General features: G+C 66.0%; 15 protein-coding genes. 8 read left to right on the plus strand and 7 right to left on the minus strand.

What is annotated here, in order from left to right; translation table 11 throughout:
• Positions 1–13: 13 nt before the first annotated feature.
• The 4 genes from KLP40_RS14045 to KLP40_RS14060 all read left to right on the plus strand — a co-directional run bounded on the left by KLP40_RS14045 (position 14) and on the right by KLP40_RS14060 (position 7192).
• Positions 14–3070, plus strand: coding sequence for a SusC/RagA family TonB-linked outer membrane protein (locus KLP40_RS14045; protein ID WP_215594460.1), 3057 nt, complete (start codon positions 14–16; stop codon positions 3068–3070).
• 48 nt (positions 3071–3118) lie between these two features.
• Positions 3119–4468 (plus strand): RagB/SusD family nutrient uptake outer membrane protein, encoded by a 1350-nt coding sequence (locus tag KLP40_RS14050; RefSeq protein ID WP_246558857.1) that lies wholly within the window; start codon positions 3119–3121, stop codon positions 4466–4468.
• A gap of 313 nt (positions 4469–4781) precedes the next feature.
• On the plus strand, positions 4782–5462 hold the full coding sequence (locus tag KLP40_RS14055) for a hypothetical protein (protein ID WP_215594461.1): 681 nt from the start codon (positions 4782–4784) through the stop codon (positions 5460–5462).
• A 107-nt stretch (positions 5463–5569) separates the two neighbouring features.
• Positions 5570–7192 carry a 3-(methylthio)propionyl-CoA ligase gene (locus KLP40_RS14060; protein WP_215594462.1) on the plus strand — a complete coding sequence of 541 codons (1623 nt, stop codon included), beginning with the start codon at positions 5570–5572 and terminating at the stop codon, positions 7190–7192.
• Positions 7193–7353: 161 nt separating this feature from the next.
• Here KLP40_RS14060 and KLP40_RS14065 read toward each other — a convergent pair whose 3' ends face one another.
• The 6 genes from KLP40_RS14065 to KLP40_RS14090 all read right to left on the minus strand — a co-directional run bounded on the left by KLP40_RS14065 (position 7354) and on the right by KLP40_RS14090 (position 14700).
• Positions 7354–7872, minus strand: coding sequence for a DUF2059 domain-containing protein (locus KLP40_RS14065; RefSeq protein WP_215594463.1), 519 nt, complete (start codon positions 7870–7872; stop codon positions 7354–7356).
• 126 nt (positions 7873–7998) lie between these two features.
• Positions 7999–9177: an acyltransferase family protein gene (locus KLP40_RS14070; protein ID WP_215594465.1), complete on the minus strand. Its 1179-nt coding sequence runs from the start codon at positions 9175–9177 to the stop codon at positions 7999–8001.
• Between the two features lie 206 nt (positions 9178–9383).
• Complete coding sequence (gene nagB, locus KLP40_RS14075; RefSeq protein ID WP_215594466.1) at positions 9384–11294, minus strand: glucosamine-6-phosphate deaminase; 1911 nt, start codon at positions 11292–11294, stop codon at positions 9384–9386.
• A gap of 228 nt (positions 11295–11522) precedes the next feature.
• Positions 11523–13310 (minus strand): glycoside hydrolase family 10 protein, encoded by a 1788-nt coding sequence (locus tag KLP40_RS14080; protein WP_246558859.1) that lies wholly within the window; start codon positions 13308–13310, stop codon positions 11523–11525.
• A 244-nt stretch (positions 13311–13554) separates the two neighbouring features.
• Positions 13555–14178 (minus strand): M15 family metallopeptidase, encoded by a 624-nt coding sequence (locus KLP40_RS14085; protein WP_215594468.1) that lies wholly within the window; start codon positions 14176–14178, stop codon positions 13555–13557.
• A 264-nt stretch (positions 14179–14442) separates the two neighbouring features.
• Positions 14443–14700, minus strand: a complete 258-nt coding sequence (locus tag KLP40_RS14090) for a hypothetical protein (protein WP_215594469.1) — start codon at positions 14698–14700, stop codon at positions 14443–14445.
• Between the two features lie 175 nt (positions 14701–14875).
• Here KLP40_RS14090 and KLP40_RS14095 point away from each other — a divergent pair, with 175 nt between their 5' ends.
• The 4 genes from KLP40_RS14095 (at position 14876) to KLP40_RS14110 (ending at position 21205) form a co-directional block, all read left to right on the plus strand.
• The gene (locus KLP40_RS14095) at positions 14876–16003 is read left to right on the plus strand and encodes a hypothetical protein (RefSeq protein ID WP_215594471.1); all 1128 of its coding nucleotides are present in this window, start codon (positions 14876–14878) and stop codon (positions 16001–16003) included.
• 96 nt (positions 16004–16099) lie between these two features.
• Complete coding sequence (locus KLP40_RS14100; protein WP_215594472.1) at positions 16100–16972, plus strand: rhomboid family intramembrane serine protease; 873 nt, start codon at positions 16100–16102, stop codon at positions 16970–16972.
• A 101-nt stretch (positions 16973–17073) separates the two neighbouring features.
• Positions 17074–18351, plus strand: coding sequence for an esterase/lipase family protein (locus KLP40_RS14105; protein ID WP_215594473.1), 1278 nt, complete (start codon positions 17074–17076; stop codon positions 18349–18351).
• A 385-nt stretch (positions 18352–18736) separates the two neighbouring features.
• Positions 18737–21205 (plus strand): reprolysin-like metallopeptidase, encoded by a 2469-nt coding sequence (locus KLP40_RS14110; protein WP_215594474.1) that lies wholly within the window; start codon positions 18737–18739, stop codon positions 21203–21205.
• A gap of 146 nt (positions 21206–21351) precedes the next feature.
• On the opposite strand, the gene KLP40_RS14115 is transcribed toward KLP40_RS14110, so the two are convergent.
• On the minus strand, positions 21352–23784 hold the full coding sequence (locus KLP40_RS14115; protein ID WP_246558861.1) for a glycoside hydrolase family 31 protein: 2433 nt from the start codon (positions 23782–23784) through the stop codon (positions 21352–21354).
• Between the last annotated feature and the right edge of the window lie 95 nt (positions 23785–23879).

The following is a 23879-nucleotide window of genomic DNA, read 5'->3' on the forward strand; positions in this document are numbered from 1 at the left end:
ACCCATTCTTGCTATGCATGACGCCTACTCGCTTATCGGTTCGGTCCGAAGCACGCGCTGGCTGGCCGCGCTGCCCGGGCTGCTGCTGCCGCTGGCCGCCGCCGCCCAGACGCCGGCCACCTACACCATCAGCGGCCGGGTGCTGGACAGCCGCTCCGAGCCGGTGCCCGGTGCCACCGTCCGGGTGCTGAACACCGTGCTGGGCACTAGCACCGATGTGGACGGCAACTACACCCTGACCGCTACACTGGCCCCCGGCACCTACCCCTTGCTGATCAGCGCCGTGGGCTACTCGCCCCAGCGGCAGCAGCTGGAGCTGGGTGCCACCACGGCCGTGGCCCTCGGCCCCACCACCCTGCCCGAAGACCTGGTGCAGCTCAACGACGTGGTGGTAACGGGTACTTCGGTGGCCACCAGCAAGAAGCAGCTCGGCAACACCATTGCCACCGTGAGCGGCGAGCAGCTGCGCACTACCGTGCCCACCCAAATCGACCAGGCCCTCCAGGGCAAGTTTGCGGGCGTGCAGATTACCCAGAACTCGGGCAACCCCGCCGGTGGCATCTCGGTGCGCCTGCGCGGCCCCAGCACCGTGGCCGGCTCCTCCGAGCCGCTCTACATCATCGACGGGGTCATTGTCGATAACAGCTCGCCCCAGCTGCTGGACCTGGGCGGCTACTCCCAGAACCGCCTCGTGGACATCAGCCCCAACGACGTGGAGCGCATTGAGGTGATTAAGGGCGCGGCGGCGGCGGCCATCTACGGCTCGCGGGCCAATAACGGGGTGGTCCAGATTTTTACCAAGCGCGGCCAGGACGGCAAGCCCCAGGTCACGGTATCGTCGAACTTCATGACCTCGCAAATCCGCCGGAAGCTCGACTACAATACCTTTGGCTTCCGCTTCACCAACACCAACGCTGCCGACCTGACCCAGGTGCCGGTGCAGCGCTACGACTACCAGGACGACATATTCCGCACCGCTACCGGCACCGATAATTACGCGTCGGTGTCGGGGGGCACCAGCAACACCAAATACTTTGCCTCGGGCAACTACTTCCGCAACCAGGGCATTGTGCGCAACACCGACTTTACGCGGGGCGGGAGCCGGCTGCGGGTGCAGCAAAACCTGGGCAACAAGGCCAACCTGAGCGTGGGCGCCAACTACTCGCTCACCAACAGCCAGGAGGTGCCCAACGGCGGCATCAGCGAAGCCTACGGGGCCCTGACGGGGTTCATCTTTTCGAGCAACTACATCGACCCCGCCGCCGACCCCGTTACCGGCCGCTTCCCCAGCACCGCCCCGGCCATTGCCCGCACCAACCCCCGTGAAGCCATCAGCCGCTTCGATTTTGAGCAGCGCACCTCCCGCTTTATCGGCGACGTGCAGCTCAACCTGACGCCCTTCGAGGGCTTCAGCGCCAACTTCACGCTGGGCTTTGATAACAGCACCCAGATTGGCACCGGCTACATTCCGCCGGGCAACACCACGCCCACCTACAACACCGGCCTGGCCCGCCGCGCCGACCGCACCGGCTTTCTGGTGAATACGGACGTGACGCTCAGCTACAAGCGCAACCTCACCGACTGGCTGGTGAGCACCACCACCCTGGGCGGCACCCGCCAGGCCCAGCGTTTCCTCTCCACCGCCATCCAGTCGATTGGGCTGACGCCGGGCATTCCGGCCGCGTCATTCGGGAACGGCACGGCCGCTACCGGTGAACGCCGCGAAGATCAGCGCATCCTCGGGGCCTTCGGTCAGCAAACCCTGGGCTTCTACGACCAGGTTTTCCTGACCGGGGCGTTGCGGGTGGATGCGGCCTCGGTTTACGGGGTCAGTAACCGAACGCAGTACTACCCCAAAGTGGGCGCTTCGTACGTGGTGTCGCAATCGGCGTTCTGGCAGAACGGGCCGCTGGGCCGCATCCTGCCCCAGTTCAAGCTCCGCGCTTCCTACGGCCAATCGGGCAACCTGACGGCCCTGGGACCCTTCGAGCGGTTTACCAACTACAATCCGCTGGTGCTGGGCACGTTGCCCGGGCTGTTTCCGGGCACTCAGCAGGGCAACGAGCAGGTAGGGCCCGAGCGCCAGGCCGAATTGGAGGCGGGCATCGATGCCAGCCTGCTCAACGAGCGGGTGAGCTTCGAGGTATCGGTGTACCGCAAGAAGATAACCGACCTGCTGTTGCGCCGGGACCTGAGCCCGAGCACCGGCTTCAGCTCACGCGCCGACAACATCGGCAACATGACCAACCGGGGCATCGAACTCCTGGTGCGGGTGCAGCCCGTGCGCTCCGACAAGGTAACCTGGAACGTGACGGGCACCTTCACCCACAACGTCAACGAAATCACCAACATCCCCAACGGCCTGGTCACCTTCCCCGACGGCTTCGGGTTGGTAGCGGCCGTGGAGGGCAAGCCCCTGGGCACCTACTACGGCACCTACGCCGCCCGCAACCCCGACGGCTCCCTGCTGCTGACGCCCACGGGCCTGCCCCAGCGCGAGCGGGGCGTGCAGGGCCCGCCCGGCCAGCCCAACACCCCCCAGCGCGGCAACGACGGCCAGCCCTCCGGGGCCCTGCTGCTCGACGTGCTCGGCGACCCCAACCCCCAGTACGTGGCCTCCCTCATCAACGAGGTGGGCCTGCTCAAGAACCGGCTCAACTTCCGGGTGCAGTTTGATACCCAGCAGAACTTCGACGTGTTCAACTTCACCCAGCGCGTGGGCACCCGCGACCTGTTCGGGGGGCTGGCCGGCTACGAGCCCGAGCTGCGCGGCGAAGTGCCCAAGGGCTCCAGCGCCGCCGCCTACAACACCTTCGATAAGTGGGTGCAGGACGGCTCCTTCATCAAGCTGCGCGAAATTTCGGTCAGCTACCAGCTCAGGCCCCGGTTCCTGGGCATGCGCGACCTGCGCCTCTCGGTGGCAGGCCGCAACCTGTGGGTGATAACCGATTACCAGGGCTTCGACCCCGAAGTAAGCGCAGCGGGCCAGAGCACGGCCGTCCGGGGCTTCGACTTCGTGGAGGTGCCCATTCCCCGCACCGTGTCGGTGGGCTTCAACGCCTCCTTCTAGCCCAGTGGCCCGTGCGGGGTTTTTCTCTGACGTTTACTTTCGGTTGATATGACTTCATTCCTTCGATTTCGGCACCTGCCCGCCCGGCTGCTGCTCGGCGCGGCCCTGCTGGGCCTGGCCCCCTCCTGCAGCCTCGATATTCCCAACCCCAACGCCGCCACCGAGCAATCCACGCTCAGCTCCCGCGATGGGGTGCTGGCCTTTAGCGTGGGCCTGCGCCAGACGTACGCCACCCAGGTGATTGAGCCGCTGCTGCTCGCTACCGGTACCACCAGCCGGGAGGTGAAGGGCATTACCACCTTCATCAACGTAACGGAGCTGGAACAGGGCGGCACCCAACTCTCGCCCAACAACGCCAACCTCACGGCCCTGTTCGGGCGGCCTTACCGCATCGTTTCCGCCGCCGACCAGCTCCTTGGCGCGGCTCCCGCCACCCTCGCAACGGATGCGGCCACGCTGAGCGGAGTGCTGGCCCACGCCTACCTGTTTAAGGCGGCCGCCCTGCTGGCCGTGGCCCAGGGCTTCGAGCAGGCTCCTGTTTCGGCCGCCGAGAATGCCGCGTTTGTACCCCGGACCCAGGTGCTGGCCGAGGCCGTGCGCCTGCTCGATCTGGCTGCCCAGACCCTGACGGCCAACGCCCCGTCGGCGGAGTTCAATACCCGCGTGCTCGGCCCCGAGTTCGACCTGCCCAATACGGTGCAGGCCTACCGGGCCCGCGCCAACCTGATGGCCGGCAACTACGCCGCCGCCCTGGCCGCCGCCAACCTGGTCGATTTAACCAAAACGTCGGTGTTCGTGTACACCGGCGCGGCCCCCAATCCCATCTTCACCCAGTCGGTGCTGGCGGGCAACTTCAAGCCCCGCGACCAGTTCGGGCTGCCCGCCGACCTGGTGGAGGCCCAGGATGCCCGCCTGAGCTTCTACCTGCAAGGGCCCGCCGTTACGCGCTCCGACAACGGCAGCACCAGCACGCTGCGGGAGCTGGCCGGCTTCTTCACCTCCCAGGTCAGCCCCATTCCCGCTTATCTTCCCGATGAGATGCGCCTGATCCGGGCCGAGGCCAACCTGCGGGCCGTCACGCCCGACCTTGCGGCCGCCCTGCTTGATATCAACGCCGTGCGCACCCAGACTGCCGGCGACCCGCTGGGCGTAAATGCCGCCCTGCCGCCCTACGCCGGGCCGGAAACCGTGGCGGCGTTGTTGCAGGAGGTGTACAAACAGCGCAGCGCCGAGCTGTTTCTGAGCGGCCTGCACCTCGACGACAGCCGCCGCTTCGGCCGTCCCGCCCCGGCCCCCAACCAGCCCATCAGCCAGACGGAGCGCAGCCGCAACTTCTACCCCTACCCCCAGCAGGAGCGCATCAACAACCCCAACGTGCCCGCTGACCCGGCTATCTGAAGAATTAAGAGGGGTATTTTCCTGACCGGCTGAGGTTGCCTTTTGAGGCCTCTTTGTGTCGCGCGAGGAGAATACCCCTCTTCCTTTCAGATACTAAAAAGCGCATTAGAAAGGCGCGTTAACCTGACTGAACATGCTAATGTGCTACAGGTGCCCCTGGAAAACCTCCGGCAACGGCAGTGGCTGGAGGAGTAAATCCGTTCTAGGCTCTCATCCATTACCCAGAGGACTGAGCTTCGATTGCAACCTATCCGATGCTGATGAGCTCCTATAACGTGTCACATAGTACCTTATCGTGAAGCTTCTGCGCGTTATGAAAAAGCCCTACCGCCTGTTATATGTCGGCTTACTGTTGAGTTCAGGTTGCCTTACATCAACCACGGAAGAAATTAGAATTCCGGCCGAGCAGCTGGCCTGGCAGCCCTACCATAACGGCGACGTCCTCCGTTTCGGGCAGGACCGCAGCAGTAACGTGCGCACCTTCCTTATCACCGAAATCAAGGAGGAATTCATAGAGTACTCCATCGGGGGAAATGCGCCGGTATACCTGGGGCCACCTAAAAAAATACGGGCGCAAACCCTTGACGTATACGCCCGCCGCACCGATACTGTGCGCTACGTGGCTACTCCTGCCAGCACGCCCAACAAACCCGATTCGGTGGTTTTTACCACTCCAACAAACCTGCTCAGTCTGGGCGCCAGTGAGTCAGGCGGGTATGCTTACCTGAACTGGGACGTTACGTTTAGCGCGGAGTTGCCATTGCGGCAAATCACGACTGGCTACCCGCTCTACGATACCACCCAGGTCCTGCTGCCCCGGCTGCAGCTGGGCGGCGTGGCCTACGATTCGGTGCTGCGAATTTCCAACGCCCGTTCTGCCGGTATCTTGTACGGACTGCCCCGGGCTAAACCCGTGCGGCGCGTGTATTATGCCAAAGCGTTTGGGGTAGTGGGCTTCGTGGAAGGCGGCACGCTCTGGTACCGGCTGCCCTAACCTGGGCGGCGCGCAGGCCCACGGAAGGCAACAACCTTAATCGGGACAGTAGTCCGGAGTTCCCCGGAAAACCGCTAGCTTAAAGGCTCCCACCAAAGAAGCCCCGTATGCTAGGATTGATGATGCACGAGCCCCTGCGCATTGCCGGGTTGCTGGAACACGCCGAGAAGTGGCACGCCGATACCGAAATTGTGAGCCGCCTGCCCGAGGGCCTCATTCACCGCTACACCTACGCCGATTTGGGCCGCCGGAGCCGGCAGCTGGCCCACGCCCTGGCCCGCCTGGGCATCGGCAGCGGCGACCGGGTGGGCACGCTGGCCTGGAACACCCACCGCCACCTGGAGCTCTACTACGCCGTGTCGGGCTCCGGGGCGGTGTGCCACACCATCAACCCGCGCCTGTTTGCCGAGCAGATTGTCTACATCATCGGCCACGCCCAGGACCGGGTGGTGTTCTTCGACCTGACCTTCCTGCCCCTGGTGGAAAAGCTGGCCGCCCACTGCCCCGGCGTGGAAGCCTGGGTGCTGCTGAGCGACCGGGCGCATATGCCCGATAGCGCCGCCCTGCCCGACCTGCACTGCTATGAGGACCTGCTGGCGGCCGAAGACGCCGACTACCCGTGGCCGGTGTTCGATGAGAATACCGCCTCCTCGCTTTGCTACACCTCCGGCACCACCGCCGAGCCCAAGGGCGTGCTCTACTCCCACCGCTCCACCCTGCTGCACTCCTTCGCCGCCGCCCTGCCCGACTGCTTTAACTGTTCGGCCCAGGATGTGATTCTGCCCGTGGTACCCATGTTCCACGTCAACGCCTGGGGCATTCCGTACCTGGCGCCCATGCTGGGCTGCAAGCTGGTGCTGCCCGGCCCCGGCCTGGATGCGGCCAGCCTCTACGAGCTGTTCGAAACCGAGGGCGTCACGTTCTCGGCCGGGGTGCCCACCATCTGGCTGGGCCTGCTCACGTTCATGCGCGAGAAGAAGCTCCAATTCACGACCCTGCACCAGACGGTGGTGGGCGGCGCGGCCTGCCCGCCGGCCCTGTTCCGGGCCTTTGCCGACGAGCTGGGCGTGACCATCCGCCACGCCTGGGGCATGACCGAAACCTCGCCCCTGGGCACGGTGGGCGTGCTCAAGCCCCAGCAGCTGCGCCTGAGCGAGGAGGAGCAGTTCGCCCTGCGCACCAAGCAGGGCCGGGTTATTTTCGGGGTCGATATGAAGATTGTGGACGATGAAGGCCGCGCCCTGCCCCACGACGGCGTGGCCTTTGGCGACCTGCTCGTGCGCGGCCCCTGGATTGTGGCCGACTACTTCGGCACCGAGAAAACCGGCGAGCTGACCGCCGACGGCTGGTTCCGCACCGGCGACGTGGCCACCATCGACCCGGCCGGCTTCATGCAGATTACCGACCGCTCCAAGGACGTCATCAAATCGGGCGGGGAGTGGATTTCGAGCATCGCGCTGGAGAACCTGGCCGTGGGCCACCCGGCCGTGGCCGAAGCCGCCGTCATCGGCCTGCCCCACCCCAGGTGGAGCGAGCGGCCGTTGCTGGTAGTCGTGCGCCGCCCCGGCCACGCGGTAACGGGCGAGGAGCTGCTGGCCTTCTACGAGGGCAAAATAGCCAAGTGGTGGACGCCCGAAGCCGTGGAATTCGTGGACGAGCTGCCCCACACGGCCACCGGCAAGCTGCTCAAAACCAAAATCCGCCAGGATTTCGCGGGGTATCAGTGGTGAATGAGTGAGTTGGTGAATGAGTGAAAAGGGCACTGCCATCCTGCATAGCGCGCAGGACTTTGTCATGTTAGGGCGAGTATCGTATTAACGACTCGGTTCAACGTGACAGGGTCCTGCGCTCCGCTCCGGATGACAGACCTATTCTACTTCCTCGCTCCCTCCTACTCTTCCGCGCCGGGGGACTGGGTTTTCATCTTTTCGGCAATAGCCTGCTGGAGCTCGGGCAGGTGCTCCTGCATGCGCCGCTGGCCCAGCTCCATGCCGGCGGTGGTGAGTTGGGGCAGCTTTTCGATGGTTTTGCGGCCGATGGGCGTCAGGTAGAACTTGGTCAGCTCCTTGAGCTCCTTTTCGGTGAAGGCGCCGGCGTAGAGCTGAATCATTTCCTCCTTGAGCGAGGCCCAGCTCATGTACTTGGTCAGGTAGGCGCGCATTTCGGGCTCCACGGCCTTCATGCCGGGGTTCTGCTCGATTTGTCCGGCCAGCATCCGGTCGATGGTCAGGTTCAGGTTCTGCTCGGAGTTGGTGGCGGCCAGCAGGGTCTCGGCGGCTTTGCGGTGGCTGGCCGACAGGGGCGCCGCGGGGGAAGTAGCAACAGTAGCAGCGGCCGGGGCCGTCTGGGCCCGGGCGGCCGGCAAGGCCAGCACCGTAGCGGCCGCCAGCAGCAGGAAGGTTCTTTTCATGCCACAGAGGTACGAAATATTGCCGCAATCTGTGGCCTGAGCCGCCCACGAGGTTCACCAGCAGGCGAAGCAATACTTCACTTTACAGCCGTTCACGAAATCCGTGAAATCCCCGAAAATCCGCGCTCAGACCTTGACGATAATGTTGCGCCGGTACATCAGCCAGAGCACTCCATACCAGATGAGCACGCAGGCCACGGCCCCGGCCAGGGAAGCATTCAGGGGGCTGAAGAAGGGCTCGAAGAACCGCTGGTAGAGCCACGCTTTGGCTGGTACGGCGGTGCCAGCACCGTTGGGCAGCTCCAGCATATTCAGCCAGCGGGCCAGCACGCCCGAGAGGAAAAAGGCCGTAATGGCATTCACGCCGTACACCAGCCCGAAACGCGTAAGCCAGCCCCGGTAGCCGTGCACGTCGCAGAGCCAGTAGAGGGCGGCCAGCGCGGCCCCGGCCAGGCCGCCGGTATAGAGCACGTAGGAACTGGTCCAGAGGCTTTTGTTGATGGGAAACCACAGGTTCCAGACGAGGCCCAGCCCAATGGCCGCCCCGCTGGCCAGCAGCAGCCACACCACCCGGCTGGCCACCTCGGGCCGGGGCCGGCGCAGCCACTGCCCCGCCAGCAGCCCCAGCAGCCCGGTCCCGATGGCCGGCAGGGTGCCCAGCAGGCCTTCGGGGTCCCAGGTTTTGCTTTGCACCCAAAGGTGGTTTTCGCCCAGCACCGTGCGGTCGAGCCAGGCGCCGAGGTTGGTGGCGGGCTCCAGGTTAGCCGGCCCGAAGCCGGGCACGGGCACGAGTTGCAGCAGCCCGTTGTAGCCGATGAGCAGCACCGCCAGCAACCCCAGCTGGGTGCGCCAGCCCGTTTTCACGAATACCACCCCGCAGGCCAGAAACACCAGCGCAATGCGCGGCAGCACGCCCAGAATGCGCACGTGGGCAAAGTCGAATTTGGGCTGCAGAGCCATCAGCAAGCCCAACCCAAACAGCACGGCCGCCCGCCGCGCCACCCGCCCCAGCAGGGGCCCGTGCCGCGCCGGCTCTTGCCGGGCCGAGCCCAGGGCGTAGGTGATACTCACGCCCACAATGAACAGGAAGAAGGGAAAAATCAGGTCGGTGGGCGTGCAGCCGTGCCACGCAGCGTGCTCCAGCGGGGCGTAGATGTGGCCCCAGTCGCCGGGGTTGTTCACCAGCAGCATGGCCGCCACCGTCAGGCCCCGAAACACATCGAGGCTGACGAGGCGGCCGGGCTGGGAGGCCTCGGCCAGGGGCCGGGCGCCGGTAGTGTCGAGGGCGGCCTGGGTGGTCTGCATCGGGGGTTTGAAAGGGTTAGCTGCTGCTGGCAGACGCAGCGTTACGCTACCAGCAGCTTTTCAGGACACTGAAAACACTCCAATGTAGCCTATATCCAGCTCCGGGCGGCCCCCACTACCCATGTGCGCCCGATGCATAGGCTCTGACCACGACAAAACAATAGCTTTTTGCTGGCTCCCCCCGCGTTCTGGCCGTTCCCATCTTCTCAGAAGTGCCACCTTACGAAAGCCTCCATGCCCTCGTACTCGGGCAGGCCGAGCTGGTCGTAGAGGCGGGCGGTGGTGCGGTTGCGGGCCTCGGCGCGCTGCCAGAACTCGCGCTGGTCGGCGCCGGGAAACAGGGGTCGGTCTTTCTGGCTCTGGTGCTTGAAGATGGCCCGGCGCTTGCGCGTGAGCTCCTCCGGGCTCAGGGGCACGGCCATGTCAATCTGGTCTACGTCCCACTCCTGCCAGGCCCCGCGGTAGAGCCACACCCGGCATTCGGCCAGCCAGGGCATGCCGGCGGCCTGGAGTTGCTGCACGGCCTGCATGATGGCGGCCAGGCACACGCGGTGGGTGCCGTGGGGGTCCGATAGGTCGCCGGCGGCGTAAATCTGCTGGGGCTGCAGGCGGTTGAGCAGGTCCACGGTCAGCTGGATGTCCTCCTGCCCCAGCGGCTTTTTGCGCACCCGGCCGGTTTCGTAGAAGGGCAGGTCCTGGAAGTGGGCGCGGGTATCGGGGTCGAGGCCGGCGTAGCGCAGGGCGCTCTTGGCTTCCCCGCGCCGGATCAGGCCCTTGATCTGCTGCACTTCCCCGGAATCGACCTGGCCGGGCTGCTTGTTTTTGAGGAAATCCGCCACCCGCTGGTAGAGGGTTTCGGCGGGCTGGTCGTCGAAGCGGAAGGCCTCGTCGTAGTCGGCCACGAACTCGGCGAAGCGGATTACCTCGTCATCGAAGACGGCAATGTTGCCCGAGGTCTGGTAGGCCACGTGCACCTCGTGGCCCTGGTCGACGAGCCGCAGCAGGGTGCCGCCCATGGAAATCACGTCGTCGTCGGGGTGGGGCGAGAAGATGAGCACCCGCTTGGGGAAGGGCGCGGCCCGCTCGGGGCGCAGCGCGTCGTCGGCGCCGGGCTTACCACCGGGCCAGCCCGTGATGGTGCGCTGCAGCTCGTTGAAGACCCGGATGTTGAGGACGTAAGCCGGCCCTTCTGATTCGGCCAGCAGGTCCGAGAGGCCGTTTTCGTTGTAGTCCTGGTCGGTGAGCTTGAGAATGGGCTTTTCCACCAGCCGGGCCAGCCAGGTCACGGCCTTGCGCACCAGGGCCGCCTCCTGCCAGCGGCAGGTTTCGCCGGCCAGCCAGGGCGTTTTGCGGGCGCTCAGCTCGGCGGCGGCGGCCTCGTCGAGCACGACCTGCACGGCGGGGTGATGCTGCAGATACGTGGCCGGCACGGTGTCGGTGGGCTCGCCCTCCACCAGGCGCTTCACCACCGCGGCCTTGCCCTCGCCCCAGGCCAGCAGCACCACGTGGCGGGCTTCCAGAATAGTGCCCACGCCCATGGTAATGGCCCGGCGGGGCACGTTTTCCTCGCCGTAGAAGTCGGAGGCCGCGTCGGTGCGGGTGATGTGGTCGAGGGTGATGAGGCGGGTGCGGGAGGCGGCCCCGGAACCGGGCTCATTGAAGCCAATGTGGCCCGTGCGCCCGATGCCCAGCAGCTGCCAGTCGATGCCCCCGGCCGCCCGGATCTGCTCCTCGTAGCGGCGGCAGTAGTCGGCTACCTGCTCGGGCGGCACCGTGCCGTCGGGGATGTGGATATTTTCGGGCCGGATGTCCACCTGGTCGAACAGGTACTCGTGCATGAAGCGCACGTAGCTCTGCAGCGAGTCGGGCGCCATGGGAAAGTACTCGTCGAGGTTGAAGCTGACCACGTTCTGGAAGCTCAGTCCTTCCTCGCGGTGCAGGCGCACCAGCTCCTCGTACACCCGGGTCGGCGAGGAGCCGGTGGCCAGGCCGAGCACGGCCGGGCGGTTTTCGGCGGCCCGCTCCCGGATGAAGGCGGCCAGTTCCAGGGCCACCTGCGCGGAGGCCTGCCCGGAGTCGGGGAAAATGCGGACGGGGACGCGGGAGACGGTAGCCATGAGCGGGCGGGTTGGTGGAAGCCCCGGAACTTGCTTCCGGACGAAGGGAAGTTGCCGTTTTACCCGCAGGAATCAAAGAAGCTGTTTAGAAAGTAAAAACACCTGTCATCCTGAGCGCAGCGAAGGACCTTATCACGGTGGCATAATAGCTGCTCAACCGTGATAAGGTCCTTCGCTGCGCTCAGGATGACAGGCTTTCTACCGCCAGCGCCAAAAAGCCCGCCTCCCCTACCGCCCGCCGAACAGGCGGCTGAAGAAGCCGCCGCGGCGCTTGCTCTTGGTTTTCACCTTGACTTTGGTGGTTGGCCGGGCCGTGGCGGCCGGGCGGGTAGCCACCGGCCGGGGCGCGGGCCGGGGGGCCGGCGCCGGAGCGGGCACGGGCGGCGCTACCGCTACTTCGGATTGCGCCTGGGGTACCGGCTGGGGCACCGGAGCCGGCACCGGAGTGGGCGTCGGCGCGGGTTCAGGCGGGGCCGTCTGGGCCACGATGATTTCGGCGGGGCGGCCGGTGGTGCGCACCCAGATGGGGCGGCTCTCGTTGTGCAGGCGGTCGAAGGCGGTGAGGTAGTAGGCGTAGGCCTGGCCGGGGCGGGCGGTGGTATCGACGAAGGCGAGGCCGTAGCCGGCCCGGGGGCGCACCACGGCCAGCAGGTTGCGCGGGTCGTCGGGGCGGGGCGTCTGCTCGGGCGTGAAGCGGTAGAGGGCGTAGTAGGCGGCCAGGTCGCCATCGGGGGCGGCGGGGCCGGGCTGCCAGGTGAGGGTGTGGGCCGGGCCGCTGGCCGTGAGGGTCAGGTTTTCGGCCGGGCGCGGGGGCACGGCATCGAGCCAGGGCATGGTGGGCACCAGGGCCGGGTAGCGGAACTCGTGCTGACGCAGGGAATCGGTGGTGCGCAGGGCGTTGGCCATCAACGATTTCGAGCTAAAGAACACGCTACCCTGCACCTCGGCCGGAAACGTGCGGTTCAGGCGCACCTGCCGGGGCAGCTCGCGGGGGTTGCGCCACACGGTATCGGCCCGGGTGTTTTCCAGCATCCGGTAGGCGCCGTGGCCGATGTAGACGTGGCGGTTGTTGGCGTTGCGGGCCCACCACTCCACCAGCACCGGGTACTGGGCCACCTTGAAGCCGGTGCTCCAGTAGAGCTGGGGCAGCACGTAATCGACCCAGCCCTGGCGGGTCCATTCGAGGGCATCGGCGTAGAGGCCGTCGTAGCCCTGGAAGGCTTTGGTGGCCGAGCCGTTGGGGTCGGAGGTCTGGTTGCGCCACACGCCGAAGGGCGAAATGCCGAACTTCACCCACCGCTTGGTGTGCTGAATCGAGTCGTGGAGCTCGTGGATGAGCACGTTCACGTTCTGCCGCCGCCAGTCGGCCAGGGCCAGCCCGTCGGGGTTGAAGCGGGCGTAGGCGTCCTCGTCGTGAATAACCTGCTTGGCTTCCGGGTAGGGGTAGAAATAGTCGTCGAAGTGGACGCCGTCGATGTCGTAGCGGCGCACCACGTCCAGAATCACGCGGTTGATGTACTGGCGCACTTCCGGCAAACCGGGATTGTAGAGCAGCTTGCCCGCGAAGCGGATAAACCACTCCGGGTGGCGGCGGTACGGGTGATTGGCCGAGAGGCGGCGGGTAACCGTGTCCATGGTGGCCCGATAGGGGTTGAACCAGGCGTGGAACTCCATGCCGCGGTTGTGGGCTTCCTCAATCAGGAACGGGAGCGGGTCGTAGTAGGGCGTGGGGGCCTTGCCCTGGGTGCCGGTCAGCCACTTGCTCCAGGGTTCCAGCTCGCTCTTGTAAAAGGCGTCGGAGGCGGGGCGCACCTGCACGAATACGGCGTTGATGCCGCTGCGCTGGTGGTCGTCGAGCATGCGGCGGTACTCGCGGCGCTGCTGCTCGGGCGTGAGGCTGCGGCTGCTGGGCCAGTCGATGTTCTCCACCGTGGCAATCCAGACGCCCCGCAACTCCCGCTTGGGCGGTATTTCCTGGGCCCGGGCCGCCGTGGCCGCCAGCAGGTGAACACTCAAAAACAAAACAACCAGTAAGCGGCCAGCAGCAATCAATCGTACCATTCCCACAAAACTACGGGAATCGGTGAATGAGCGAAGCAGTGAATGAGTGGGGGCCTGTCATCCTGAACGCAGCGAAGGACCTTATCCTGCCTGAACGAGTCGTTGTTACGGTCATCCATGCGGGATAAGGTCCTTCGCTACGCTCAGGATGACACAGCTTCACCACTTCACGCATTCACCACTTTACTCATTCACCACTTCACAACTCCTCGAACGGTAAGTCGAGCAGGTCGAAATCGGGCCAGCGGTGGTGGGCGAAGTGCCACCACTGCCCGGGGTAGTTCTGGAAGCCCTGCTGCTTCATGGCGGCCAGCAGCACGCTGCGGTTAAAGAGCACGTGGGGCGGCAACTGTCCAAAACCGGAGTGCGCCGCGGGCAGCTCTTCGCCAAAATCAGTGGGCAGGGGCACCGGACGGCGGGTAGCTACTTCCACCAGGCCCACATCTACCGCGCAGCCGCGGTTGCGGGGCAGGCTGTTCCAGGGCGAGGTAGCGGTTTTAACGGTGCCGCTGTCCTGGGCCAGGACCCGGGTCAGGCTGTAGGGCCGGTAGGCATCAAATACGCACAGGCTCAGCCCCCACTCCCGGAGCACCTGCTGAACACCCTGCAGGGCCTCGGCAACCGGGCGCCGCAGCAAGGCCCGGGCCTGCGAATACAGCGGCCGGCCCAGAACGTTGTGGGCGGTGGCAAACCGTAAATCGAGCACAATTTCCGGAATAAGCACCGCCAGATCCACCAGTTCCCGCTCTCCATTGACGGCCAGACGCCGACGATAATCAGCCGCAGAAGAAACGATAGTAAATCCGGAGGAGGGAAGGGTCATAGCAAGTGGAACGGGCTGCTTCAGGAGCTGAACCGTAGTAACGGCGGAAAACGTCCGGCCGTTGTGCAAGCACAGTAAAAAGCCAATAGTCCCTCTCACCGGAGTTCCGGCCTTTTCAGCGGAGCGCCTTCCCGCAGCCCTTCCGGCGCCCCGCAAGCAGAGCGCCGGAAGTACACACCCGATGCCGGACACTTGCCCGAACCGCGTACACCATCTAGCCGGGTTGCGTGACCCGGCGCGGGTTGGCGGCGGAAGGCCCGAGGCCTACTGCTGGCCGGAAGTCGGTTCCTCCGACTCTTTGCCTTCCAGGCCGTTGGTCTGGCTGCTGTCGCCGTAACCGCCCCGGATGCCGGCCCCGTCGCCCATATGTTCCTGGGTGCTTTCCGGAGTGGCGGCTTCCGGGTTGGCTTGTTGCTGCGAATCAGGGTCGGGGGCGTGAGCAGCGGCCCCGGCGCCGTCGGCAATGGTAGCGGCGGCCCCGGCGGGTGGGGTCTGCGGAGAATCTTCGGACGAATTTTTCATGGGAGGATACAATTAAGGAAAAGAAAGGGAAGACTTGGGGCAGCGGACAGCGAGGCCATCCGCTGCCCGGCTATACGCTCTGCGGGCAGCAGCGTTGGGTAGAAGCCACGGGAAATACCAAGCATTTTCTCCAATTTAGAGCCGTTTTCTCGTCGTATTTGTCCGCTTATTCCCTATGCCTACTTTTTCCTCCACCGATTCTTTTCTGCAAAAGCCCACTGAAGAGCTACAATACCTGGTACAGAATCCGTCGTTCTACGATCCTTCCCTGGTGGCGGAGGCCGGCCGCGAGCTGCGCCGCCGCGGCGCCCTGGTGCCCCGCCCCGAAACCCCGGCTCTTGCCCCACCCCCCTACCAGGAAGTGCCGGCGGCGGGTTTTGCGCTCCCGTCCTGGTGGCCGGCGCTGGTGGTGGGGCTGGTGATAATCGGGCTGAGCTGGTGGGGCCTGGGGCGGAAGCCGGCACCTGAGGTGGCGGCCAAAAAGGAGCCGACGGGCCCCATTGTACTGGAAGCCGTGCGCACCCGGCAGCTGCCCAGTTTCGAGCAGGAAACCGCCGTGCAGGTAGCCCGCACCCGCCGCCTGCTGCCCGCCGCCGACCGGGCCGATACCACCGCCGCCGGCCGCTACGCCCGCATGGCCCGCCGCTACTGGCTGGCCGAAAATGCAGCTCAGTATCTCACCGCCCAGGCCCGGGGCGACTCGGCCAGCGGCGTGTTTGCGGAGCAGATTGACCTGACGCTGGAGCGCATCAGCTGGTTTATGAAGGCCCGGGCCTACAACCAGTCGTTGACGCCCGTGATGGAGGAGCGCCTCACCGAAATGCAGCAGGGCCTGCAGCGGCGCCGCAACTCTTTGCAGGTGCTGCGCTCGGCCTACGCCAATGGCGCGGAGCTGCCCGAGGCCAAGGCGGCGTACGCCGAGGCCGATGAAGCCGCCGATATCGGGCGGGTCCTGCGGGGGCTGCCGTCGCGTAAAGCCCCCATTGCCGGTAATCTGGCCAGCTTGGGCTCTCCCGAAACCCGCCCGGCTACTCCCGCCGGCTACACCATCGTGCGGACCTTGCCCCAGACGCGCCGCAACCTTAACCCGCTCTACGTGCTCGATGGGGAGTTGCTGCCCAGTGACCCGGATACCGGCGAGGCCCCGGCCCCCGTGCATGCCCTGCCGCCCGATTCCATTGCCCAGATTACCGTCATCAAGAAAAAGCAGGCCCTGGCAGCCTTCGGGCCGCGGGCTCACTCCGGAGCGGTGGTCGTGGTGACGAAGGCGGCCGCCCGGGCCGCCCGGCAGGGCGAAAGGTAACTCTGTCAGGTGTTGGGGGCTGGCAGGGTTTGTGAAGCGGCCCCCACACCCGCTGCCGCGGCCTGCCTAGGCCGCAACGGCTCTTTCCCACCGCCCATGGCTGCCCTCCCCGATTCTGACCCCGCGACTGCCCCCGCCGCCCTGTTCGCCGCCAAAACCGACGCCGAGCTGCTCTACCTGGCCCGCCACGCCGCCGAGTACCCGCCGGCCGTGGGCCAGGCCGCCGTGCGGGAGTTGCAGCGGCGGGGGCTGGTGCCCGAGCTGACGGAGCCGCCCGCTCCGCCGGTGCATCCCGTGGCGGCCGGACCAGCGGCCCCGGCGGGCGGGGGCCTGCAGCGGACCCTGGAGGGCGTGTTTGGGTTTCGGGCGGGGTACCGGGCCACGCCGGCGCTGCTGTGGCTGAACCTTGTGGGGTTCCTGGGGCTGGGGCTGGGCGGGGCCAACCTCTGGCAGCCAGCCGCCGCCGACCTCATCCGCTGGGGCTCCAACTTTTCGCCCCTCACCCTGCCGGGCCAGCCCTGGCGGCTGCTGACCAGCACGTTTCTGCACGGGGGCGTGGGCCATTTGCTGCTGAACATGGCCTCCCTCGTGTTTCTGGGTCTGCTCACGGAGCGCCTGACCGGTTCGCGGCGGCTGCTGGGAGTGTACTTAATGTGCGGGGTGACGGGTAGCCTGGCCAGTCTGTGGTGGCATAGCCAGGGCGTGAATTCGGTGGGGGCCTCAGGGGCTATTTTCGGGCTGTACGGGCTGCTGCTGGCCTCCCTGGTGCGACGGCCGGGCGCGTTTTCGCGCTCGGAGCGCTACACGGTGCTGCTGTTCGTGCTCTACCTGATGGTGGGCAGCCTGGTGGGCGGCCTTCAGGCCCACACAACGGACAACGCCGCCCACGTAGGCGGGCTGCTCACCGGGGCAGCCCTCGGGGCGGTGCTGCCTCCCCCGGCCGGCTCTTCTCCGTCACCCGCCGGCTAGGAGCGGGCTTTGAGCCGGCCCATTTCTTTGCGGGCCGTTGAAGCCGTATCTTTTGCCCATCTGCCCACTGCCGGCCGCCGCCGGTTTCTTGCCGCTTCTCCGTGACCGAGCCCCAAGACCCCGCCCTCGATTCATCCGCCCCCGATCCGGCGGCGCCCTCCCGCTGGCAGCGCTTCGGGCGGGCCGTGGGCCGGGTGGCCCGCGCCCCCTTCGACGGGGCCGGCCTGCTTTACCGCGTGGGGCAGGATAACCTGCATTTCACGCTGCCGGTGCTCAACGGGGCCTTCGGCGACCAGCTGGCCGCCCGCCACGACCGGCGGGCCATTCAGTTCAGCTTCCGCCGCCACGGGGCCGATGTGCCGGTGGCCGACCTGCGACTGACCGCGGACCCCAGCGGCCGGCCGCGCAAAACGGTGGTGTTTCTGCACGGGCTCATGGGCGACGAAATCATCTGGCAGACTGGTTCCGGCGCCGACGACCTACGCTTCGGCCCCCTGCTGCAGCGCGATGCCGACGCATGCTGCCTCTACGTGCGCTATAACACCGGCCTGCACATCTCCGAAAACGGCCGCCAGCTCCACCAGCTTCTCACGCAGCTCGTCAACACCTTCCCCGAGGCCGTGGGCGAGCTGGTACTCGTGGGCCACAGCATGGGCGGGCTGGTTATCCGCTCGGCGGGCTATTATGGAGGTGATGGGGTGACAGGTGAGGAGGTGACAGGTGATGGGGTGACAAGTGATGGGGTGACAGGTGAGGAGGTGGCTACTAACCCAACACCCGCAACCAACAACCACCAACCAACAACCACCAACCAACAACCGACAACCGACAACCGACAACCGACAACCACCAACCAACAACCAAAAACCAACAACCAACAACCAAACTGGCTCAGCCGGCTGCGGGACGTCTTTCTGCTGGGCGTGCCCAACGACGGGTCGTTTCTGGAGCAGAACAGCCACCTGACCAGCCTCGTACTGCGCAAAATCAACCTTTGGCCCACCCGCGCCATCAGCGGCCTGCTTGACCAGCGCAGCAACGGCATCAAGGACCTGCGCCACGCCCGCCTGGTGGACGCCGACTGGCAGAGTGAGCACGCCGACGACCTGTTTCCGCCCCGTACCGTGGTGCCGCCCCTGCCCGGGGTCCGCTACCATATCCTGGTGGGCTCCCTGCTCAAATCCGCCACCTCAGCCCTGCACGACTACTTCGGCGACGGGCTGGTGGGCGCGGGCAGCGCCGCCGGCCGCATCTTCCAGGACCCGGCCGCCCCCCCGGATCTGCTCGTCAGCACCCACGTCTACCCCAAGCTCCACCACGGCACCCTGCTCAGCAACCCCGAGGTGTACCAGTACCTGCGCGACCGGGTGCGGGAGTGAGAAGTGAGAAGTGAGAAGTGAGAAAAGAAGCGGAGGCGGCGCGGCACCACTGGTGACCGGGCCGCATTTTTTTAGCGGCCTGCTGCCCCCCGACGCCGTTGTGCGTGTGTTTTGGAGACGAGCGTCAGGGCACTGACGGGTTTCTGGAAAAGGAGAAAGCCAAAATTATGTATTGAATTCAGCGGGGAGACAGTTGACATAAGGGTGGAAATCCGGTTTAATATTTAATATTTCCGATATTAAGCTATACTTATCCCTGAGCAGCTGCCACTTACCCTGGCCTGGCTGGGTGTTGCGGGAGTGGATTGTTGTTGTTTTGCGGGTCTGTTTCCCGTTTGCACGTCGGCGCAGACAGGTGTTCCGCTCCTTTCTTCTGCTCTGTTTTATGCAACCAAAACCCTGGCTCCTGGCGCTGCTCAGCGGCGCCTGCTCGCTCCTGCTTCCCCTGGTTCCGGCCCGGGCCCAGCCTACGCCGGCCCTTTGGCAACCCGCGCCCGCGCCAGCCCAGCGGGGCCCCGCCGCAGGGCCGCCCGCCCGCTGGTTCCGCCTCGATACCGTGCAGCTGGCCGCCCGTTTGGCCCGGGTGCCGGCCCAGAGCCCGCCGGCCGCCGTCCCGGTGCTGGAACTACCCCACCCCGATGGCACCCTGCACCGCTATGCCCTCACGCCGGTGTCGGTGATGGCCCCGGCCCTGGCCGCCCGCTACCCCCGCATTCACACGTTTGCGGGCCGCGCCCTCGATGACCCGGCCGCCACCGTGCGCCTGGAATGGACGCCCACCGGCCTGCACGCCCAGCTGCTCACGGCGGCCGGCGCCGTCATCAACATCGACCGGGCCGAAACTGCTGCTACTGAAACGCTCTACCGGGTCAGCCCGGAAGCAACAGCCCCGTTCGACTGCCAGGCCCTGCTGCCCCCGGGTACTGCCCCGGAACGCCCGGCGGGCGGCACGCCCCCGTTCCCCCCCGCCCCCTACGGCAGCCAGCTGCGCACCCTGCGCGTAGCCATTGCCACCACCGGCGAATACACCCAGCAGCTCGGGGGCGGTACCGTGGCGGGCACTATGGACAAACTGAATAGCCTCGTGAACTCCCTGAACGGGGTGTACGAGCGGGAATTCGCGCTCCGGCTGCAACTGGTGGGTAACAACGATAAGCTCATCTTTCTGGACGCCGCCACCGACCCCTACAATAACGCCTCGCCCTCGGCCCTGCTGGACGCCAACGCGGCCGTTCTCAACAATGCTATTGGGCTGGCCAACTACGATCTGGGCCACGTGCTGGGCCGTTCCGGCGGCGGTTACTCGGGCGTGGCCTACGTGGGGGTGGTCTGCTCAGCCTCCACCCAGAAGTGGGGCAAGGGCGGCGGGGCCTCCACGGCCAGCTCCGACGGGCTGATGAATACCGTAGTTCGCCACGAAATCGGCCACCAGCTGGGCTCCGGCCACACCTTCAACGGCGACCAGGGCAACTGCAGCGGAGGCAACCGCAGCGACTTGCTGGCTTACGAGCCGGGGGCCGGCAACACCGTCATGTCGTATGACCAGCGCTGCGCGCCCGACAACGTGGGCGACGGTATCATCTTTTTCCACGCTGGCAGTCTGAGCGCCATTATGCCGAAGCTTACCTGCGGCACGCTCACCAGCACCGGCAACCAGCCGCCCACCCTGAGCGTGCCGCCCCGCACCTATACCATTCCGCTGGGCACCCCTTTCAGCCTCTCCGGCAGCGGCTCCGACCCCAACGGCGACGCCCTGACTTACAGCTGGGAGCAGCTGGACCTGGGCAACCCCAGCGGTCTGGCGGGCGCGGCCACCGACCCCACCGGCCCGCCGCTGTTCCGCAGCTTTGCGCCCGTGGCCAGTGCCTCCCGCACGTTTCCGCAGCTGAGCGCCATCCTGAGCAATACCAGCTCCCTGGGAGAAATGCTGCCCCTGGTGCCCCGCGCGCTCAACTTCCGCCTTACCGCCCGCGACAACCGGGGCGGCGTAGCCGGGGCCAACGTGGCCCTGACCGTGGCCAACGCCGGCCCGTTTCGGGTAACGGCGCCGGCCACGGCCGCTACAGTCCGGCCCGGCAGCCTCTACAATGTCACCTGGGACGTGCTCGGTACCGACCAGGCCCCGGTGAGCTGCGCCAACGTGCAGATCCTGTTTTCCAGCGACGGGGGCCAGACTTTCCCGACCACCCTGCTGGCCAGCACGCCCAACGACGGCGCGGCCGAAATTCGCCTGCCCGCCACCACCACCACCCAGGGCCGCCTCAAGGTGCAGGCCGTGGATAACGTCTTCTTCGCCATCAGTCCGGCGGCCCTTACCTTGTCTGGTCAGCCGCTGCCGGTTACCCTGGTGAGCTTCAGGGCCGAAGTCCGGGGCACCAGCGCCCGCCTGAACTGGCGCACGGCCACTGAGCTGCGCAACGCCGGTTTCGTGGTGGAAGTCTCCACCGACGGGGCCGCGTTCCGGCAGCTGGCCTGGGTGCCCGGCCAGGGACAAGCGGCTACCTACGAGTTTACCGACTCCCGACTCCTGACCCACGGCGGCCCGCTGGCTTACTACCGCCTCCGCCAGCGCGACGACGACGGCACTGAATCCTTCTCCCAGGTGCAAACCGTGGCCGTACCCGCCCCGCGCACCGAATTCCAACTCTGGCCCAACCCCACCCACGCACAGGTCATGGTAGCCGGCCTGCCCGCCGGCCACCTCGTCCAGCTGCTGGACCTGACCGGCCGCGTACTGCTAACGGCCACCATGCCGCCCGCCGGCCCGCTCAGTCTGGCGCTGCCGGCGGGCCTCGGCCCCGGCGTGTACCTGGTCCGCGGCGGTGCCCGCACGCTCCGGTTGGTGGTGGAGTGAGTGTTGGTTTTTGGTTTTTGGTTTTTAGCGCAGGCAACGTCTGGTTTGAATCAGGGGTTGGAAAAGAAGCGCGGCCATCCTGCCTCAGGATGGCCGCGCTTCTTTTCCATAAACCAAAAACCACCCACCAAAAACCAACGAATCAGCTACCCAATTACCAGCTCGGTGAAGGCGGAGCCGACCAGGACGGCGGGGCAGGTGAGGCCGGTTTCGGTGGTGACTTCCAGGCCCTGGGCCGGCTGGCCGTCGGTGCTGAAGGCGGTGGCCTGGAAGGGCAGGCCGTGCAGCACTACGCGGTAGGTAGGCCAGGTGGGCTGGTAGTCGCCCTCGGTTTGCTGCTGGAGCAGCAGGCCCTGGGCTGAGCCCGTGACGCGGAAGCGGCGGGTGGTGCTCTGGCCCTGCTCGTAGCCGTAGCCTTCGCCCCCGTCGTCGTAGAGCACGCTGGATTCCTCGCCTTCCTTGTAGTACACGTGCAGGGTCAGCTCTTCCACCACCTGCTCGCCCACGTACTGCAGGAGCGGGTACATGGGCACCACGGCACCGGCCTTGATGAAGAGCGGAATCCGGCTCAGGTCGGCGGCGGCCCACACTTCGGCCCCGCCGCTGCGGGCTTCGTCGGTCCAGTAGTAGAACCAGTCGCCGCGGGGCAGGTACATCCAGCGGCCCTCGGCCCCGGGCGTGGTGATGGGGCACACCAGCAGGTGGTCGCCGAGGCTGAACTCGGCCATGCGCAGGTAGGTATCGGTATCGGTCTGGTCGAGGAAGGCCAGGGGGCGCAGCATGGGCGTGGCCTGCTGCACGTGCTGCCAGAACGTGGTGTACATGTAGGGCAGCAGGCGGTAGCGCAGCTCGATGAAGCTGCGGGCCAAGTCGGTGTATTGCTCGCCGAAGCTCCAGGGCTCCTGGTCGCCGTGGTCGCCGGAGCTGTGGGTGCGGAAGAAGGGGTGGAAGGCCCCCAGCGCCACCCAGCGCACGTACAGCTCGCCGTCGGGCGTATCAATAAAGCCGCCAATATCGGAGCCGATGAAGCTGAAGCCCGAGATGCTCAGGCGCTGGCACTGGATGTTGGCCAGCCACAAATGCTCCCAGCTGGCCACGTTGTCGCCGGTCCAGCCGGAGGAGTAGCGCTGCCCGCCCGAATACGTGCTGCGCGTGATGGTGAAGGGCCGGTTGGGGTAGGCAAAGCGCTTGACGCCCTCGTTGGTGGCGCGGGCCATCTGCATGCCGTAGATGTTGTGGGCCTTTTTGTGGGAGGCCGGGTGGCCGTCGTAGCCGAAGCGCACGTCGTCGGGGAAGGTGCCCTTCTCGAACACGGCCGGCTCGTTCATGTCGTTCCAGACGCCCTTCACGCCGGTTTCCTCAATCAGGCCCTTGAACAAACCGGCCCACCACGCGCGCACGTCGGGGCGGGTGTAGTCGGGGAAGTGGCAGAGGCCGGGCCACACCGAGCCCTTCATCAGCGGGCCGTCGGCGCGGCGGCAGAAATAGTCGTTGCGCAGGCCCTCGCGGTGCACCCAGTAGTCGGGGTCAATCTTGATGCCGGGGTCGATGATGACGATGGTCTTGAACCCGTCCTGGGCCAGCTCGCGCACCAGGCGGGCGGGCTCGGGGAAGTGGGTGGGGCTCCAGGTAAAGCACCGGTAGCCGTCCATGTAGTCGATGTCGAGGTAGAGCGCGTCGCAGGGGATTTTCCGGTCGCGGAAGCCCTGGGCAATACTTTTCACCTGGCTCTCGGGGAAGTAGCTCCACTTGCACTGGTGGTAGCCCAGGGCCCAGAGCGGGGGCAGCTCGGGCGGGCCGGTGAGGCGGGTGTACTCCTGGCTGACTTCGAGCAGCGTAGGGCCGTAGAGGAAGTAGTAGTTCATCTCCCCGCCCTGGGCCCAGAACGAGGCCACGTCGGCCCGCTCGGCCGCAAAATCGAAGCTGGCCTTGAAGGAGTTATCGAAGAAAATGCCGTGGGCCAGCTGCTGGTGCAGGGCCAGGAAAAACGGAATGTTCTTGTAGAGCGGGTCGGAGCCCTTCTGGTAGCCGTAGGTGTCGGTGCCCCAGTTGGTAAACTGCTTGCCCCGCAGGTTCATGTTGTCGGGCTTGTCGCCGAGGCCGTAGTAGTGGGCCCCGCTCTGCACCCGCTTGCTCATCTTCACAATGTCGTTGCCCGACTCGTAATCGTACTCCCAGTGGAAGCCCTTCTCGTCCTCGCTCAGCACCAGGCCCGAGCGGTTGAGCACCCGGGTTTTGAGGTCGGCCTTGGCCACGGTGCAGATGAGCCGGTCGGTGGTGATGCGGTAGTGGTCGGGCTTTTCCTTGAACTCCAGGAACTCCAGGTCCTGGCGGCGGGGCGTGCCCTCGGGGAAGGCGTAGCTGAAATCGGGCGGGAAGATGCCCTCGGTGATGTAGCGGAAGCGCAGGATTTTATCGGTAATTACCTGCAGGCTGAGCCGCACGCCGTTTTCGCAGCTGAAAATGAAGTCGGTGCCCTGCCGCTCGCCCGCCACGACCCGCCCGGGGTACTGTTCCTGCTTGGCGGTGGCGGCCAGGTCATTGACCATGTAATTGTTTTCCTGGATACTATCGGCCATGCAAAAGGAACGTCGGAATGGAAGGTGAAGAAAGCCGGAAACGAGAGGACCAGCCGGGCCGGTTCGGCCCGTAGGGCCCACTAAAGCGCCAAAGA

The organism is Hymenobacter piscis, assembly GCF_018760735.1.
In the GTDB taxonomy this organism is placed as follows: Bacteria; Bacteroidota; Bacteroidia; order Cytophagales; family Hymenobacteraceae; genus Hymenobacter; species Hymenobacter piscis.